The sequence below is a fragment of the Halobacillus sp. Marseille-Q1614 genome (assembly GCF_902809865.1).
In the GTDB taxonomy this organism is placed as follows: domain Bacteria; phylum Bacillota; class Bacilli; order Bacillales; family Halobacillaceae; genus Halobacillus_A.
Genome location: NZ_CADDWH010000001.1, coordinates 3,798,886 through 3,814,957, shown reverse-complemented (window position 1 = coordinate 3,814,957; position 16,072 = coordinate 3,798,886). Strand labels below are relative to the sequence as shown.

Genomic DNA, 16,072 nt, shown 5'->3' with positions numbered 1-16,072 from the left:
CCCTTACACCTGTTTTCTAAGCATGAAGCCGCCTGTCACTAAGGTTGCTGCTGCAAATGCTGCCCACATCCAGGCTGTACTACTGGCCTTATCAGCCATACCGCCTAACCCTGTCTTCGGCATCTCTTCAGGCATTGCTTCTTGGGCGAACTGATCTGGCATTTGCTTCACAATCGCGTCACTCAGCGTTTCACCAATTCCAAATACAAAGCCATATCCCGTACGGAATGTGTCATAAGCCAGATCATAATCACCCGCTGCATAATGGTCGAATCCATCGATCACTTGAGATTCATGCTTCCATATCGCTTCTTTAGCATCTTCTGCCAGAAGGTTTCCTTCTGTCACTGAATCAAGGAAAGCTCCGAAATCTTCGGCAAACTTTTGCAGTCTTTGTTCTGCATCTTTCCTCGCTTCTTCATTCTCTTCCAGTGCAGCCGTTACAATGTCAGATTGCGCATAAATATGATCCTCCTGCCACAATTTTTCAAACTGCTCGGCGCCTTCATCGCCATAAATAGAAGCGATCGCTGCTTTGAAATCTTTCGTATTCATGTCTTCCGCCCAAGTTACGAAATCATAATCCGCCGCCTGGTCATAGCCTTTTTGCATTTCAAGCGTTGCTAAAGCAAAGTGTTCCGCAGCCAGGCTGTTTAGATCTGAACGAAGATCCGCTGCTTGAGTATCTGCTTTTGTATTCTCAAACTTGTCCGGCATTTGAGTCGTAATCGCTGCCGCTAAGGCTTTACTTATATCAAACATACGGTGGAAACCTTCGCGGTAAGCGCCGTACGCTTCTTCGGATTCTTCATTTACATAGTGATCAAATACGTTAATAACGTCCTTTTCGTGAGCGGCTAGAACTTCCGCAGCTGCTTCCTGCGGCAGGTTGCCTTTTGTTGCTGCGGCTAAAAACTCACTGAATTCCGAAACAAACTCGTCAACTTCAGCTTCAGCCTGCTTTCGCATTTCTTCATCATCGTTTTTCACCGCTTCAACAAAATCTGGAGAATAATCGTTATGGTTGATGAAAATTTCTTCAAACTGGCCCGCGCCCTCTTCCCCATAGATGCTTTCGATCGCCGGTGTCATATCCTTGGCGTTCTGATCAAGAGCAGCATACGCCTGCTCAGCATCCTCTGCTTCGTTATAGTCTTTCATCATCGCTGTCACGGCCAGGTGAAAGTGCTCCGATAACAATTGATCCAGGCTTGCACGAAGATCAGCGCCTGGTGTGTTGACTTTCGGCTCCTCGTGGTCGTGCGCCAGCGCGAAGGATGGAATTAAGAGGAGGACCGCCATCAGCATAAGTATTGCTTTCTTTACAGTTTTCATCTTTCACTCTCCCTTTGTATTTTTTTGTTCTTGCCAAGCTAACGCAGGCAGAGCAGAATTGGATCACTATTTTATAAAATTTTTCGAGGAATTTGTGATTTCGCTAGAAATTGCTGTCGTGACGGGGTGGGATTTGGTAGAGCGGGAGCGGATTTCCGGGAAATTTCCCGCGCGGTCGGAACGATTATTTCCGAGGAAATAATCTATTTCTCGCAAAAAATAAAATCCCCGTCGAAACGGGGATTTTATAGGTAGTCATGAAAATCTCTGGCTGGTTTCCTTGGGCCATAAAAGGGGACTATTGAGTTCTCGTTCCCGGCACCCATACAACCTATGGAAGTTCGGCAGTCGTGTTATTTTCAGTTTCCGTCTGGTTGGTGTTGTTAAAATTGTCGATGTAGGTTTTCTCTTCATCGGACAACGTGTCGACTTGTTTGAAGGCAATCATTCCAGCAATAACGACGATCAGCAGCAAAATTGAACGGGTCTCAGCAAATACTTTTTTCAACATATCCTCTCTCCTCTCGTTTATTGTGCTTCTTTAACCTGCCAGGCGCCGCTTCTTCGGCTGTCCGCGCCGCCGTACATTCTATTATTCTCACGGTCGATCACCAGACTCTGCAGCGATCCATAGAATTGGTCGGAATCATAGACTTCCTGAAGGTAGCCTTTTTCCGTGAGCTGCTGTTTCACAGCGGGATCTAAGCTTTCGGCAAAAGACGGCTCCATTTGAATGAGTTCTTCTTCGATATAATATCTGGGTTTCTCGATAGCTTCCTCAAGCGGCTGTCCAAATAAGAGGTGGCGTGTTAAGACGTCGGTTATCATCATTGGGATCCGCTTACCGCCCGGCGTCCCGATTCCCATTACCGGCTGGCCGTCTTTTGCCAGAATTGTCGGCGATGTATAGCTGCGTGGGCTCTTACCGGGTGCCGGTGCATTGATTGAGTTTTTCGTTTCACTGAAATTAGACATTTGATTGTTTAAAAAGTAGCCGTCGACAAATTTTCCTGAACCGAAAAAGTTGCTGAGCGTGTTCGTTGTCGATACCATCGTGCCCTCTTTATCGACGATGACGAAGTGTGTGGTGTTATCGTGATCCGCTTCATCGGCCGGGCTGTCGTTAATCTCCATATCCTGCGTCACTTTATCGTGTGAAATATTGGCAGCCAGCTGATCGGAGTAGGCCTTGCTCGTCAGCTTCTCCCGTTCGACAGGATTAAACGCCGGGTCGCTGATCGTGTTTAAGCGGTCGTCATAGCTTTGCTTCACCACTTCCCCAAGCAGATGCATATATTGCGCTGGATCGTCTTTAGCGTTCTGGATGCCGATCGATTCCATCATTTGCAGCGACTGAATAAGTGTAATTCCACCAAACGGAGGCGGTGCGCTGATGACATCATAGCCGGCGAAGCTTCCGGTGACCGGCTGCTCTTTTTTTACCTGGTACTGCGCAAGGTCCTGCGTGGTATATTCCGGCGTGCTGGCGAGGAAGTTCTGGCCCAGTTCGTTTTGATAAAAACTGGCCGCTCCCCCGTCACGGATCTCCTTCATCGTCTTTGCAAGCTGTGTCTGCTTAATCTCTACGCCCGGATTGACGGCGGTTCCGCCCGGATAAAGATGCGGCAGCTCACCAATCGGCATGCGGTATTGAGCCGCTTTCAGCCGATTGTGCAGGCTGTTGTCGACTTGGAACCCTTTTTCAGCAATGTCGATCGCCGGCTGGATTAGTTCGCTCATCTCCATATTGCCGTGCTCTTGATTGATCGTTTCCATCCCTTTTACAAAACCGGGAAGCCCCACATAATCAGGAGGAAGATTACCGCTTAGCGGAGCGTTTTCGTTATAGACGTAAGTGGTCGGCTCGCCGCCGGCCGGGTAGATCAGCGTTTCGCCTCCCCCGCCGATGCCAGACCCATAAGGTTCTACAACGCCAAGCACGTACGAAACGGTAACTGCAGCATCTGCAGCTGTTCCTCCTTTTTCTAAAACTTCCATACCGGCTTTTACAGCGAGCGGGTGGGAGGCGCTCACGCCGTAGCCGTTGGCTGTTTCGATCGCCCCTTCCTGCTCGAGCCCATAGTCAGGCGATTGACTGAAGATCGAGTTCGCAGGCGATACTCCTTCGACCTGGTAGTACATAAACATGCCGCCGATCACGATGATTGAAAGGACAGTCATGATGATTTTATTCTGCATGGGCGAATTCCTCCTTTTTCACGACATCGGAATGGTCGACATCAATGACGATACGATTGCCTTCCTTCGACCAGTCGGACGGCTCGAGATTTTTCGTCAATTTTCGCCGGATGATCGAGCTGCGATATTTGTTCTTTTCTGTTAAAAGTGCAGGCTGCGTTTCTTCGATAAACGCCGGGTGAATTTCATACGATGCCCTCCCGTCTTCCTGAAGGTTATACTGCACGATCGCCGACTCTTTCGTACGCGACCAGCCCTGATCAAAGATAAAATTGCCAAGGCTGTAGAAAATCATCGTGTCTTTGTACTTTTCTACCGGTGATAAGACATGCGGGTGTGAACCGAAAATAGCGTCCGCTCCTGCATCCGCCATCGCATGCGCGTAGTCCCGCTGCTTCGGCTCGACCTGATGCTCATATTCCTTGCCCCAGTGGACATTAACAAAGACTAAGTCCGCGTTTTCGTCTGCTTCTTTAATCAGCGGCAGGAAGGTCTGCGGATCGGCTCCAAGCACTCCTCCGCCGGATTCGGTCGCCCTTGTACTGTCATTCAAAATATCATTAAAGCCTAACGTGGCGACAGTAATGCCGTTGTATTCGGCGTAGTGAATCTGCTCGGCTTCTGCCAGTGACTGCCCCGCTCCGACAAATCCGAGTTCCGCTTCGTTAAACGTCTGGATCGTCTCGGTCAGCCCCTGTACGCCATAGTCGAGCGTGTTGTTGTTGGCGAGATTTGCTACCGTGAAGTTGGCATTTTTTAAAGCGGTGACCGCTTCTGGTTCAGTTTTAAAATTGTACGGCTTTTCAATCGGGACGATATTTTCATTCGTGACCACCGGGTGCTCTAAGTTGCCGGAGACATAATCGGAATTCTCCAGCAGCGAGCGGACTTTGTCGAAGTGATGGTCATAGGAATGCTTGCTCGTCACCTCATTCACATAGCGGCCAAACATGATGTCTCCGACGATCGATGCGGTAAACATCGACTCTTTTTCCTCAACGGAGGCTGAGCTCGGTTTGAGCCATTCGTTTAATGGATAGATAATCGCTGCGACGCATAAGGTCGCAAGCAAAGTATGTAGCGCCGCCCGCTTTTTGTGCCATTTGACTTGTTTTAGGATCTTTTCTTTTACGTTTAGTTTTTTTGTCATAATGCCCACCCTAAATTAAGAAGTATGCAAACATGATCAGGAACGTCAGGCCGCTTAGTAAAAACGTGCTGATGACAGTTGGAAAAAGGCCCTGCTTTTGAATCGTATTCGCAATTAAGCCGGGTACGATGACGCCGATGCCGCGAAGCTCAAACACTTCGAAGGGCACGACTGGATATACGAGATCAAGCAGCAGCTTAATGACAATCCCGACCGTCAGCATGGCCGCGAATTTGCGCCGTCCGTACAGGATCGAGAACCGGGCGATGCCGTGCTGGACGATAAAATATGTGAGAAAGCTGATTAGAAACATTGTCAGCATATACACCGGCTGATCAAAGCTTAACGCTAAATAGCCCGGAACGATCAGTCCGGCGGGCAGGATACCGGTTTTTTCGGTATAAATTAAACTCAAAATGACGCCTACTACTAATGAAATATATAAATCGGACCCGAACATAGATGGTCTCCTCCTAGCTTACGACTAATTCTTTTTTGAGTGTTTTTTCGCTGCGGAACTTTTCAATTAACGGCTCGGCGGCTCCGTGAATGTTGCCGACCCCGTAAACGACTTTTTGTTGAAGGTGCGGCTGGAGCGTTTCCCAGATCTCTTCTGTTGAATGCCCCTCAAGGTTCATCAGCTGACTTGCGGGAATGTTCCCAGCGTTGTAAGCCGCTGTGATCGGCTCCGTGACTTCACCAATAAGGACGAGCCGCTCGGCTTGTATGTGAGGAAGCACGTCGCGGGCAAAAAGCTCCGTACGATCCACGCGGTCCTCGCGGCAGTTCATAATGATAATCGGATCGTGATGCGGATAGCTCGTTGTCTGAATCCGCCGCCAGATGTTTAATGTGGAGGCCGCATCATTGGCTGCAAACCCATTGACGAAAAAGCACGGTTCCCTTTTGTCCATAAAAGGAAGAACCCGCATGGCGCCAGGGTCAGGCTGCGCGTTTAACATGCCTCGCAAGGCTGTTTCTTTATCAATATTCAGCGCCTCAGCCACAGCAAGCGTGATCGACGCATTATCGGGGAACACCATATAATCGAATTTTTGCAGGTATTCATCGGTGATTTTTGTATTATCAGCCATGATCACCTTCGTATGGCGCTTTCTGGAAATTCTTTTAAAATACTTTGTGTACGGTGAATCGGTGAGAATCAGATGGCCATTGTACGGAATCGTTGCCGTGAACGCTTCGGCCACTTCAGCGGTCGTCGGCCCCATTACATCAAGGTGATCCTCAAGTACATTGACGATGACGCCAATGTTTGCCTGCAGCATATGATTCTGAAACGTGAGCTGATAGTCAGGATTTACGGCCATACATTCGCTGACGAGCGCGTCGGCATTAAGCTTCGCCGTTTCAGCTACCACCTTTTTCTGCTCACTGATATTCGGACCCTCAAGCCGGCGCTCGATCGGCTTTTCTTCCGCTGTATGCCAGTAAATCATGCGTGCGGACGTTCCGGTCGTCTTGCCGACCGTTTTCATCCCTGCTTCTTTGAGCACCCCGGTAATCAGCCGTGTAACCGTCGACTTGCCCCGAATGCCGTTTACGTTGATCCGGACAGGTATCGACTTCACTGCCCGCTGGTGCCTCCATTTCTCAAAGATGCCTAACAGTAACGCCATGGTGAGTACGATCGGTATGAGTAGCATCCTGAATTTGATCCCCTTTCTCTCCTATCTATCTTCAATGAAAAAACTACCATATGACTTTGTAAGTATCTTTATGATTCTGTAAATAATCTGTAAATAGTTTCAAAGTTTTGTAAAAATGTCCGGAGTTGGCTTTAGAAGTGGGCGGTGAGGACGAGGGGCTCGTATTTATTCTTATATAAAGGAAGGTTATACTGTAATAACTCCGCTGCCTTCTTAAATAAGAGTGAGGGATTCTATAATAACGCGGCGTCATTCTTTAATAACCGCTTTAAAAAGAAAGGATACGTTATGGGATCAAAATATAATAGCTTTTCAGAATTAAAGGAAGAGAATGAGTATGGGAAGGATTATGAGGTTAAAAGGACCGAGCGTAACTCCGATGTGGTGATCCTGGCCATTCATGGAGGCGGCATTGAACCGGGATGTTCAGAGCTTACGATTGGAACGTCCAAGGCGGGCTCCTTCTCCTGCTATTGCTTTGAGGGGGTAAAATCAAAAGGGAATCGCGCCCTTCACATTGATTCAACTTCTTTTAACGAGCCGGAAGCTTTACGCATGGCGGAGAGTCATTCCTACACCCTTGCCTATCACGGGTATGAGGATAGGAAGCGAAAAAATACGCTTATTGGCGGAAGGGATCGTCAGCTGCGAAAAAAAGTACTGAATGCTCTAAGAGCTGCTGGATTTCACGCGGGAATTCTGCTCGATGATAGTCCACTTGCCGGCATCGATCCTGACAATATCGTAAATAAAAATAAACGAGGTATGGGGGTTCAGCTTGAAATCAGCACGGCTCAGCGGGAAGCTTTTTTCGAAGAAAACACGAGAAGTAGGCGCAGGAACACACAAACAGAAGAATTCTACCAGTATGTTCGGGCAGTATGCGGGGTTTTTTAGCGTACCAGGTACCGATAGCAGCGACGGTGGTACCTGGTACCGGAATGCTCTCCATCGGTACCTGGTACCCAGAGAAAAAAGAAAAAAAGCGGAGTCTGAAAACTCCGCTTTTCCTATCACTCGGATTCCCAGCTGCCCTGTCTTCTCGGGTCGCTGGCTCCGTAGATTTTGTTGTTTTCATAGTCGATCACTAATCCCTGGACACTTCCAAAGTACGTCGTCCTGTCAGAATATTCAATATCAATTCCGTGTTTTTCGGGATCCTCTAAAAAGACATAGTCACTTTCGACTTGCAGTGTATCTTTATCGAATTCCAAAAATGACCGGGGTTCTTCGACCGATGACTGAACAGGTTCGTTAAATTTGATCATTTTTACGAGCTGCTGGGACACCATGGACGTAATTCTGCGTCCGCCGGAAGCTCCAATTCCTATTACGGGATTTCCATTTTTGGCTAAGATGGCTGGTGTTGTATAGCTGAATGGGCGTTTTCCTGGCTCTGGGCTGTTCGGTGAATCTTCGCTGTTGCTGAAGTTCTTCAGCTGGTTGTTTAGGAAAAAGCCATTCACATATTCGCCGGATCCAAAGAAATTGCTGAGTGTGTTTGTCACAGATACCATCATGCCATTTTTATCAACGACGACAAAATGAGTCGTGTTTTCGTGATCCTCAAGATCCGCATCTGAATCGAGCTTCGTCCGATATTTTTCAGACAAGCCGGATTCATCGATATCGGAAGCGAGATTTTTTAGATGATCTTTTGACAGCATCTCTTTGACCGGGACATCTTCATAGCTTGGATCTCCTACTTTATCTAAGCGGTCACTGTAGCTGACCCGGTTGATCATCCCCATCATCATCGCAAAATCGAGCGGTTTATCTTTCGTCTCTTCGATTTCAAGCAGCTCGGCCATTTCTAAGTTTTGAAGCAGCATGATACCGCCGGATGGCGGGGGCGGTGCTAATACGTCATAGCCGCTAAACTCGCCTTCGATCGGTTCTTTGACTTCGACTTCATATTCCTTCAAATCTTCTTTATCTATTTTTTCTTCTTCGTCCTTTATTTCATCCGCAGTGTCGCCCTTATAGAATGCATTCGGGCCTGCGTCTTTAATTGCTTTTAACGTGTCGGCCAGCTGCTGCTGAACCAGGATTTCACCTTCACCGATTGGTTCCCCCTCAGGATACATATGGTCTAACTCCGGCATACGGTGCTGTGCATCTTTTAACCGATTATGCAAGGTTTGTGAAACGGCCACTCCATTGCTGGCGAAGTTAATCGATGGTTCAATGAGCTGTCCCATATCCATGGTTCCGAAATCTTCATGTACTTCATCCATACCTTTTACAAAACCTGGCACCCCTATCCCGCTTTCTGGGATGGACTCTGGCGCCGTTTCACGGTAATCATAAATGGCGGGGGACTTTTCGCTGCCTTTTTCAGGGTGAATGAGCATCGTTCCGCCTCCACCGATTCCTGATCCATAGGGTTCGGCGACCCCTAACACATAGCTTACGGCGATAGCCGCATCGACGGCATTGCCGCCTTGTTCCAATACCTTCGTTCCTACTTCAGTCGCAATCTTACTATCTGAGGTGACTCCGTACGATTCCACGCCTTCTTCCTCAGGTGCTGTATCGTTAAGAGTGAAATCCTCCTGTTCCTGACGTTCATCGCCACGGCCTTGGATAATTAACAAAACAAAAATCACGACAAACAAGCTGATGATCAAGATGTTGAAACGGTTATTTTTTAACATTTCCCTATACCAAATTAATTAAAAAGAGGACAGCCGTAATGATGAATCCGATAGTGGCATCGGTCGTTGTCCTTTTCTTATGTTTTTTGATCGTTTTTAACATCCACTGGCTGAATGTAAGTTTCTCTTCAACCCTTTTCTTCTTTTTATATTGTAGAACTGCTTCCATTTAGATTCCTCCTCCAATAAAGCTGGATAATGTCACGATTCCAAAGGTTACCGCACTGAGCAATAATGTACTTGCTGTCGTCGGTAAAACCCCTTGCTTCTGGATAGTATTGGCAATAAGTCCTGGGATTATGACGCCAATTGCCATCATTCCCTCTACGATCGCCGGAGTGGAATACCCCGGGACGACTAAGTCGAACGTAATTTTCAAAATAATGCCGACGGTCAGCATCGCCGTGAATTTTCTTCTACCATAAAGAATGGTGAACTTGGCGATGACCTTCATAACGATTAAATAAGTTAAAAAGCTAATCATAAAAATAACTGCAATACTCACCGGGAACGTAAACAACATGGCAATATACCCTGGTACGACCAATCCTGCTGGAAGGACGCCCGTTTTTTCTGTATAAAATAAGCTGAGAACGATTCCGGCAACTAAAGCCAAATAAACATCTGCTGTATCAAATATAAACATATTGAATTTCCTCTCTATGCCGTAACTTTATCTATTTTTTTCTGTTCAAGCCGTTTTACGAGTTCCTCGGCACCGCCATGTATATTTCCGATGCCATAAATGGTTTTGCCAGACAGGTACGGGCCGAGGACCCGCACGATTTCTTCGGTTTCATAACTTTCCAGATCTAAAAGGTTTTTGACAGGCAGTGCACCGTTTTTATGCTCATCAACAATCGGCGCTGTTGTCTCTCCCATCAAAATTAACGTTTCTGCCGGTAAGTGCGGCAGTACCTGTTTCGCAAATTGTTCCGTCCGATCAACACGGTCCTCGCGGCAGTTCATAATCACTACAGGCTCTTCTGTCGGATAGCTCAACAGTTTCACCCGCTCCCAGATGTTGAGTGTCGATGTCGGGTCATTCGCTGAAAACCCGTTGACTAGAAAGCTTGGGTTATCTTCATCCCCGATCGGCAGGATCTGCATCGCCCCTGGGTCCGGCCAGGCTTCAAGCATTCCCTGCTTGGCTGTTTCATGGTCAATCCCTAAAATATCCGCCACAGCAAGAGCCAGTGCGGCATTTTCCGGGAAGACCATGTACTCGAATTTTTTCAAAAAGTCTTCGGATACAAGCGATGTATCACATACATGTACCTTCGTATTCCGCTCTGCTGCGATTTCTCTAAAATGAGGCACAAACGAGCTGTCATTGACGATTAAATCGCCATCATACGGGATCGCCTCCCCGAAGGAATCCGCGACCTCCTCCAGCGTCGGCCCTAACACGTCCATATGATCCTCGAGCACGTTTACGATTAGACCGATATTCGCCTGCAGAAGCTGTTCCTGGAAAATGACTTGATAATCCGGCTTAACCGCCATGCATTCACTGACAAGCGCATCCGCATTCAGCTTCACCGTCTGTTCCAGCACTTTCCGCTGCTCGCCGATGTTCGGGCCTTCCATTCTTCTCTTAATCGGCTCTTCCTGGCCATCAAACCAGTAAAGCATCCGCGCATCAGTTCCTGTCGTTTTCCCTACGGTTTTGTAACCGGCCTTCTGTAAAACCCCTGTGGTTAACCGCGTCACCGTCGATTTTCCTCGAATGCCATTCACATTGACCCGTACCGGGATACTTTCTATGTTTTTGTTGTTTCTCACTTTCTCCCTGGCCCCAAGTAAGAAAGCAGTCAAACTTAATATCAAAATAAAAATGAGTGCAACTATCATGGTTAACCTCCATATCCTTCGTAAACGACAGCCTGTCCCATAAGAAGTATTTATAAATAAACCGTTGATCAATATACTAAATAAAACCCGTGCATAGGTTACACACGGATAAAAAAACATTTACACGATTCTTTTGATTTTATAGACTCATTTATATTTATTTCTAAAGGATAATAACCCAAATTAAACCATTTAAACAATGCTATTATACTAGTTAATTATAAGTATTTATTCTAACCTGGGCTTTCTTCTTTATGGTTAAAACATGGAGATAATCGAAAGGTCCCGAACGCAAATATTTCATCAGCGCTTACATTTTGTCTTTGCTTTGAAAAAATTAAGGAAAAATTAAACTTTACATCAATTTAATATATTTAATGATAAATATTGGGAGTTCATTTTGGAGGTACCTGGTACTAAGAACGTCGGTACCTGGTACCGGTGACCACAGAAGGTGTACCTGGTACTGAATGAGAGAATTCTGGTACCAGGTACCCAGAGAAAAAAGAAAGAAAACCCCACGGCCTTGATGGCCGTGGGGTTTTCTTTCTATCTATTAAACTTCATCGCGTCTTTTGCGGAAGAAGCCTGTGATTTTTTGTGATAGGTCGTCGAAATACGTATAGACGACTGGAATTAAGATGAGTGTAAAGAAGCTTGATACGGTTAAGCCGAAGATAATCGTCACCGCGAGCGGCTGCTGGGCTTCGGATCCCTGTCCGATTCCGATCGCAAGCGGCACCATGCCCAAGACGGTCGTTAAGGTGGTCATCAAAATTGGTCTCAGACGGCTTGGGCCCGCATCCAAAATAGCCTCGGTCCGGTCGTAGCCGCGCCGCCTTAGAATATTGATATAGTCGACGAGCACTATGGCGTTGTTGACGACGATTCCGGCGAGCATGATAATCCCGACAAACGCCGGCAGACTGAACGACAGGCCGGTGATAAACAGACCACCGGTGATGCCGATGATCGTGGCCGGCAGTGAGAACATGATGATAAAAGGAAACAGGAAGTTCTCAAACTGCACGGCCATTACGGCGTAGACGAGAAAGATCGAGAACACAAGAGCAAGCGCGAGGTCACCGAAGGCTTCCTCCATGTCCTGGGCCTGACCACCGATTTCATACGTATATCCATCAGGAAAATTCAGGCGCTCAAGCTCAGCTCTCACGTCTTCTGTGACACTTCCGAGGTCGCGGTCGACAACTTCCGCTTCCACGTTGACTTGCGGCTGCTGGTCTTCCCTTTGTAAGGAGACGGGTCCTTGCACCTGCTCTAAGTCAGCGACCGTAGCCAGTGGAATGACGCTTCCTGTTGGTGTCTGCAGGGACATGCCTTCTAGGTCGGCAATCGTCTGACGCTGTTCCTCCGGTAAAATTAACGAAACGTTAATCTCTTCTCCAGCTTCGCGGTAGCGTGTCGCGATCTGTCCGGTAAAAGCGGTCTGCACCTGGCCGATCACCTGCTGCTCGGTTAAGCCGTACTGCGCAGCACGCTGATGATCGACGTTGATCTGCATCTCCGGGCGTCCCTCTTCTGTACTGGACGTCGGAGCGCTGACGCCTTCAATGTCTTCCATCATATAGACTATTTGCTGTGAAAGTTCATCGAGCACTTCGTATTCATTTCCGTTAATTTTTATCTCAAGCGGAGCTCCCGTACCAAGTCCGGCTTCGAGCTCGCTGACAGCAATATCAGCGCCAGGAATGTCCTGAAGTGACTCATCGATCTCTTTCATCACCTGCTGGGTCGTGCGCTCCCGCTCATCAGGGGCGACCAGCTGGAGGGTGTAATCCGCACTGTCATTTGCTCCGCCTCCCCCAGGTCCCCCAAACATTCCGCCGCCGATCGTCAGGTAGCTGACCTCAATTTCATCGCTGAAGTTTTCCAGCCGTTCATTGATAGTGTCGGTCGTCTCCTGTGTGCTTTCAAGCGACGTGGCGGCCGGCATGTCGACAGAGATCGTGATCTGTCCCTGGTCAGATGGCGGGATGAACTCCGTGCCGATCCACGGAACAAGTGCAATTGACCCTGCAATTAAGGCGAGCGTCGCGGCGACCGTTGTTTTGCGCCACTTCAGCACGCGCGACAGCAGCGTGCGATATTTGTTATTCACGTAATTTAAGAAGCGGTCGAACCAGTAGCGGCGTCCGCTTGTCTGCAATGGTTTTGTTAAAAGCTTTGAGGACAGCATCGGCACAAGTGTGACAGATACGGCGAGTGATGCGATCAGTGCAAAGGAAATCGTGAGCGCAAGCGGTGTGAACAGCTCGGACGCGATCCCTTCTACGAATATAATCGGCAAGAAGACAACGAGTGTCGTTGTGGCCGAGGCGATAACGGCGGGAGCGAGCTCAGAGGCTCCGAGTTTGGCCGACTCCACCATGTTGTGTCCTTTTTGCCGGTAGCTGACGATATTTTCTAAAATTACGATCGAACTGTCGACGATCATCCCGATTCCAAGCGCCATGCCGCCCATCGTCAGGACGTTGAGCGTTTCGCCGGTAAAATACATCATAATAAACGTGGAAATAATTGCGATCGGTATCGAAATCCCGATAACGAGCGTCGCCCGAACGCTTTTTAAAAACAGCATCAGAACAGCGACAGAGATAATCCCGCCGATGATGATGTTGATAACCACACTGTTGATGGAAATTTTAACGAATTCGCTTGTATCAAGGATGATTTCCGTATTCGCGTTCTCCGGAAGGTCTCCTTTGATTTCATCTAGAGCTTCACGCACGTTATCAGAAGTCTCTACCGTGTTGGCGTCGGTTTTTTTCAAAATCGAAAGCGCCACGGATTCCTCACCGTTCACCTGGGAGACGTTATCCGTTTCATAGGTTTCCTGAACTTTGGCGATTTGATCAATCGTCACCTGTGCGCCTGATGGCGATTGGACGATCGTTTCTTCGATATCTTCGATGGAGTCATATTCCCCTTCAACCCGAATTTGCAGGTCCTGATCCCCTTTTTGAATCGAGCCGGCGGAAGCCGACTGGTTCGACGCATTAAGGGCCTGCACAATCTGATCAGAGGTAAGTTCATAGTTCGCCATTAAGGATCGGTCGATGAAGATCTGAACTTCGCGTGTCTTGCCGCCTTCAATATCGATCGAAGCGACCCCTTCCTGACGTTCAAGCTGCGGGATGATCTGGTCTTCAGCGATCTGCTGAAGCTGCTCCGGCTCTGCTCCTGAGAGACCGACCGTCATAATCGGCAGCTGCTGGGGATCAAAGCGCAGCACGCTTGGTTCACCCGCTCCTTCAGGAAGAGCTTCTCTCACCTGGTCGACCCGCTCCCTTACTTCAAGCAAGGTGCTGTCGAGATCGGTTCCCGTGCTAAACTGCATAAAAATAAGCGAAGCGCCAGCTTGAGACTGGGACTGGAGCACTTCCATTCCTTCGATGGCGCTGACGGATGATTCAATCGGCTGGCTGACGAGCCGCTCGACTTCCTGCGGTGCCGCTCCTTCGTAAGTCGTAGAAACGACGGCAACCGGCAAATCAATGTCTGGATATAGATCGATCGTAAGTGATCGCAGCGACACGAACCCGAGGGCCAGGATCGCCGCTATGACCATAATGACGCCGACCGGGCGTTTAACTGAGAGATTGACGAGCTTCACTTATTCGTCCTCCTCTTTTTCCATAACTTCGATCTTTGCCCCGTCTTCTAATGTCAACTGTCCGCTCGTGACCACTTCCTCGTCTACAGATAGATCACCCTCAATGGCGCTTCGATCCGTCTGGGATTCAACGACTTCAATATCAACACGTTTAACGGTGTCACCATTTATACGATATACAAACGACTGCCCGCTTTGCTCGGTAATCGCATCGGTCGGTACGATCAGCGCACCTTCCACCGCGGTTTCCGGAAGGACGAAAGAAGCCATCATGCCTGGTTTAATATTCTCTTCATCATTGCTGATTGTCGCTTCAACAGGGTAAAGATTCGTGTCATCAGGAATGGAAGGAACATAATCAATCGTTGATGTAAAAGTTTCACCCTCGATTTCTACTTCGAGCTCTTCCCCTTTTTCAAAAAGAGACAGCTGATTACTCGTAACTGACGCTACAATCGTCATCGGGTTGAGGCTCGTAATCGTCGCAAACGGCTGCTGATTCGTCACGTCGTCCCCTTCGCTTGCTTCAAGAGTTGTTACTTCTCCCGTACGAGGTGCGATGATGGCTTCGTTTTCCGTTTGAGTGCGCGCAGCATCCAGCTGAATCTGTGCCTGTTCTAAACCAAGCTGCGCCTGTTCCACAGCCTGCTCGGCCTGTGTGACGGCCTGCTTGGCCTGCTTCAGCTGAGCCTCGGCCTGAGCTTCAGCTTGAGAAGCCTGTGCTGACGCGGTTGCGCCGGCTTGGTCAAGCGTTTGATTAAACTGCTTTTGCGCCTGATCCGCGCGGCTTTTCGCCTGTTCATAAATCGACTGAGGCACCGATCCTTTATCCGCCAGCTTCTTCGCTTCATCGGCAAGCTGCTGGGCAGAATTAACCTGTTCTTCTAGAGCCGTCTGTGTGCTTTGAGTACCTGCCGATTCTCTGATCAGCTCAAGCTGTTCTTCGGCCATATTTACGCCTTCTACGGCCTGGTCATACTGTGTCTGTGCATTCTCTAACTGGGCTTCTGCCTGGCGGACAGAGACCTCCTGTAGTTCGACCTGGTTCCCCTGATCCCCAGGGTTCACAACGCCGACCGTCTGGCCTTTCTCGATACGGTCTCCCTTGGCTACGTTCAACGTCACTAACTCACCAGGGATGCTCGGAAGCACGGGAGAACTCTCCCCTGGCGCAGCCCTCCCAGCTATTTTTCGATCAATGATAAAGTCTCCTTGTTCCACTCGGGCGGTTTCCACAGGTGTGATCCGTTCTTCGGTCGTTTCTTCGCCCTCGTTCTGATTGCACGCGGTAAGGGTGAAAAGTGCGGCTGCGAGCAAAAAGAGGCTGAGAATCGTACGTTTCATGAGTTGTCTTCCTCTCCTATGTATATGTGGCAAAATGGTGTGCGACTGATGGTGACTGGGTGGTCATAGATATGGATAATGTTACTAAAATTCGAGGGGGTATGCAAGGTTTCGACAGGGGCGGATGTGACAGTTGTATGGTGGGTGAAAATCGTTACACCGGTGCTGATGGTGGGTACCAGGTACCGGTTTTTCTTTTCGGCGTACCTGGTACCGACACCTCTCTACTGTG

At 48.5% G+C, this 16,072-nt stretch carries 13 protein-coding genes; 1 reads left to right on the top strand and 12 read right to left on the bottom strand.

Features of this window, described 5'->3' with window-relative positions; translation table 11 throughout:
- Window positions 1-3: 3 nt before the first annotated feature.
- From HUS26_RS19080 to pgsB (HUS26_RS19055), 6 genes are all read right to left on the bottom strand, one after another.
- The gene (locus HUS26_RS19080; RefSeq protein WP_173918615.1) at window positions 4-1,335 is read right to left on the bottom strand and encodes a copper amine oxidase; all 1,332 of its coding nucleotides are present in this window, start codon (window positions 1,333-1,335) and stop codon (window positions 4-6) included.
- Window positions 1,336-1,666: 331 nt separating this feature from the next.
- Entirely contained in the window at window positions 1,667-1,846 is a 180-nt protein-coding gene (locus HUS26_RS19075) for a hypothetical protein (RefSeq protein ID WP_173918614.1), read from the bottom strand.
- A gap of 17 nt (window positions 1,847-1,863) precedes the next feature.
- Window positions 1,864-3,534 (bottom strand): gamma-glutamyltransferase family protein, encoded by a 1,671-nt coding sequence (locus HUS26_RS19070; RefSeq protein ID WP_173918613.1) that lies wholly within the window; start codon window positions 3,532-3,534, stop codon window positions 1,864-1,866.
- Complete coding sequence (locus HUS26_RS19065) at window positions 3,524-4,684, bottom strand: CapA family protein (protein WP_173918612.1); 1,161 nt, start codon at window positions 4,682-4,684, stop codon at window positions 3,524-3,526. The genes HUS26_RS19070 and HUS26_RS19065 overlap by 11 nt, the downstream gene beginning before the upstream one ends.
- A 10-nt stretch (window positions 4,685-4,694) precedes the next feature.
- Complete coding sequence (pgsC, locus tag HUS26_RS19060; RefSeq protein WP_173918611.1) at window positions 4,695-5,144, bottom strand: poly-gamma-glutamate biosynthesis protein PgsC; 450 nt, start codon at window positions 5,142-5,144, stop codon at window positions 4,695-4,697.
- A 13-nt stretch (window positions 5,145-5,157) separates the two neighbouring features.
- On the bottom strand, window positions 5,158-6,348 hold the full coding sequence (pgsB, locus tag HUS26_RS19055; protein ID WP_173918610.1) for a poly-gamma-glutamate synthase PgsB: 1,191 nt from the start codon (window positions 6,346-6,348) through the stop codon (window positions 5,158-5,160).
- Between the two features lie 291 nt (window positions 6,349-6,639).
- Between pgsB (HUS26_RS19055) and HUS26_RS19050 the strand changes: the two genes are divergently transcribed.
- Window positions 6,640-7,248 carry a poly-gamma-glutamate hydrolase family protein gene (locus tag HUS26_RS19050; protein WP_173918609.1) on the top strand — a complete coding sequence of 203 codons (609 nt, stop codon included), beginning with the start codon at window positions 6,640-6,642 and terminating at the stop codon, window positions 7,246-7,248.
- A gap of 116 nt (window positions 7,249-7,364) precedes the next feature.
- Here the strand turns inward: HUS26_RS19050 and ggt are convergent, their stop codons facing one another.
- The 6 genes from ggt to HUS26_RS19020 form a co-directional block, all read right to left on the bottom strand.
- On the bottom strand, window positions 7,365-9,008 hold the full coding sequence (gene ggt, locus HUS26_RS19045; protein WP_254434249.1) for a gamma-glutamyltransferase: 1,644 nt from the start codon (window positions 9,006-9,008) through the stop codon (window positions 7,365-7,367).
- A gap of 4 nt (window positions 9,009-9,012) precedes the next feature.
- Window positions 9,013-9,177: a hypothetical protein gene (locus tag HUS26_RS19040; protein WP_173918608.1), complete on the bottom strand. Its 165-nt coding sequence runs from the start codon at window positions 9,175-9,177 to the stop codon at window positions 9,013-9,015.
- Window positions 9,178-9,654 (bottom strand): poly-gamma-glutamate biosynthesis protein PgsC, encoded by a 477-nt coding sequence (gene pgsC, locus HUS26_RS19035; RefSeq protein ID WP_173918607.1) that lies wholly within the window; start codon window positions 9,652-9,654, stop codon window positions 9,178-9,180.
- A gap of 14 nt (window positions 9,655-9,668) precedes the next feature.
- Window positions 9,669-10,847, bottom strand: a complete 1,179-nt coding sequence (gene pgsB, locus HUS26_RS19030) for a poly-gamma-glutamate synthase PgsB (protein WP_254434313.1) — start codon at window positions 10,845-10,847, stop codon at window positions 9,669-9,671.
- Between the two features lie 571 nt (window positions 10,848-11,418).
- Window positions 11,419-14,496, bottom strand: a complete 3,078-nt coding sequence (locus HUS26_RS19025; protein ID WP_173918605.1) for an efflux RND transporter permease subunit — start codon at window positions 14,494-14,496, stop codon at window positions 11,419-11,421.
- Window positions 14,497-15,840 carry an efflux RND transporter periplasmic adaptor subunit gene (locus HUS26_RS19020; protein ID WP_173918604.1) on the bottom strand — a complete coding sequence of 448 codons (1,344 nt, stop codon included), beginning with the start codon at window positions 15,838-15,840 and terminating at the stop codon, window positions 14,497-14,499.
- Window positions 15,841-16,072: the final 232 nt, after the last annotated feature.

What these genes read in the sequence shown, in the direction of transcription:
- HUS26_RS19070 (WP_173918613.1), bottom strand. Translation starts at nt 3,534, where the DNA reads ATGCAGAATAAAATCATCATGACTGTCCTTTCAATCATCGTGATCGGC.
- HUS26_RS19065 (WP_173918612.1), bottom strand. Translation starts at nt 4,684, where the DNA reads ATGACAAAAAAACTAAACGTAAAAGAAAAGATCCTAAAACAAGTCAAA.
- pgsB (WP_173918610.1), bottom strand. Translation starts at nt 6,348, where the DNA reads ATGCTACTCATACCGATCGTACTCACCATGGCGTTACTGTTAGGCATC.
- pgsC (WP_173918611.1), bottom strand. Translation starts at nt 5,144, where the DNA reads ATGTTCGGGTCCGATTTATATATTTCATTAGTAGTAGGCGTCATTTTG.
- pgsC (WP_173918607.1), bottom strand. Translation starts at nt 9,654, where the DNA reads ATGTTTATATTTGATACAGCAGATGTTTATTTGGCTTTAGTTGCCGGA.
- HUS26_RS19075 (WP_173918614.1), bottom strand. Translation starts at nt 1,846, where the DNA reads ATGTTGAAAAAAGTATTTGCTGAGACCCGTTCAATTTTGCTGCTGATC.
- HUS26_RS19080 (WP_173918615.1), bottom strand. Translation starts at nt 1,335, where the DNA reads ATGAAAACTGTAAAGAAAGCAATACTTATGCTGATGGCGGTCCTCCTC.
- HUS26_RS19040 (WP_173918608.1), bottom strand. Translation starts at nt 9,177, where the DNA reads ATGGAAGCAGTTCTACAATATAAAAAGAAGAAAAGGGTTGAAGAGAAA.
- ggt (WP_254434249.1), bottom strand. Translation starts at nt 9,008, where the DNA reads ATGTTAAAAAATAACCGTTTCAACATCTTGATCATCAGCTTGTTTGTC.
- HUS26_RS19020 (WP_173918604.1), bottom strand. Translation starts at nt 15,840, where the DNA reads ATGAAACGTACGATTCTCAGCCTCTTTTTGCTCGCAGCCGCACTTTTC.
- HUS26_RS19050 (WP_173918609.1), top strand. Translation starts at nt 6,640, where the DNA reads ATGGGATCAAAATATAATAGCTTTTCAGAATTAAAGGAAGAGAATGAG.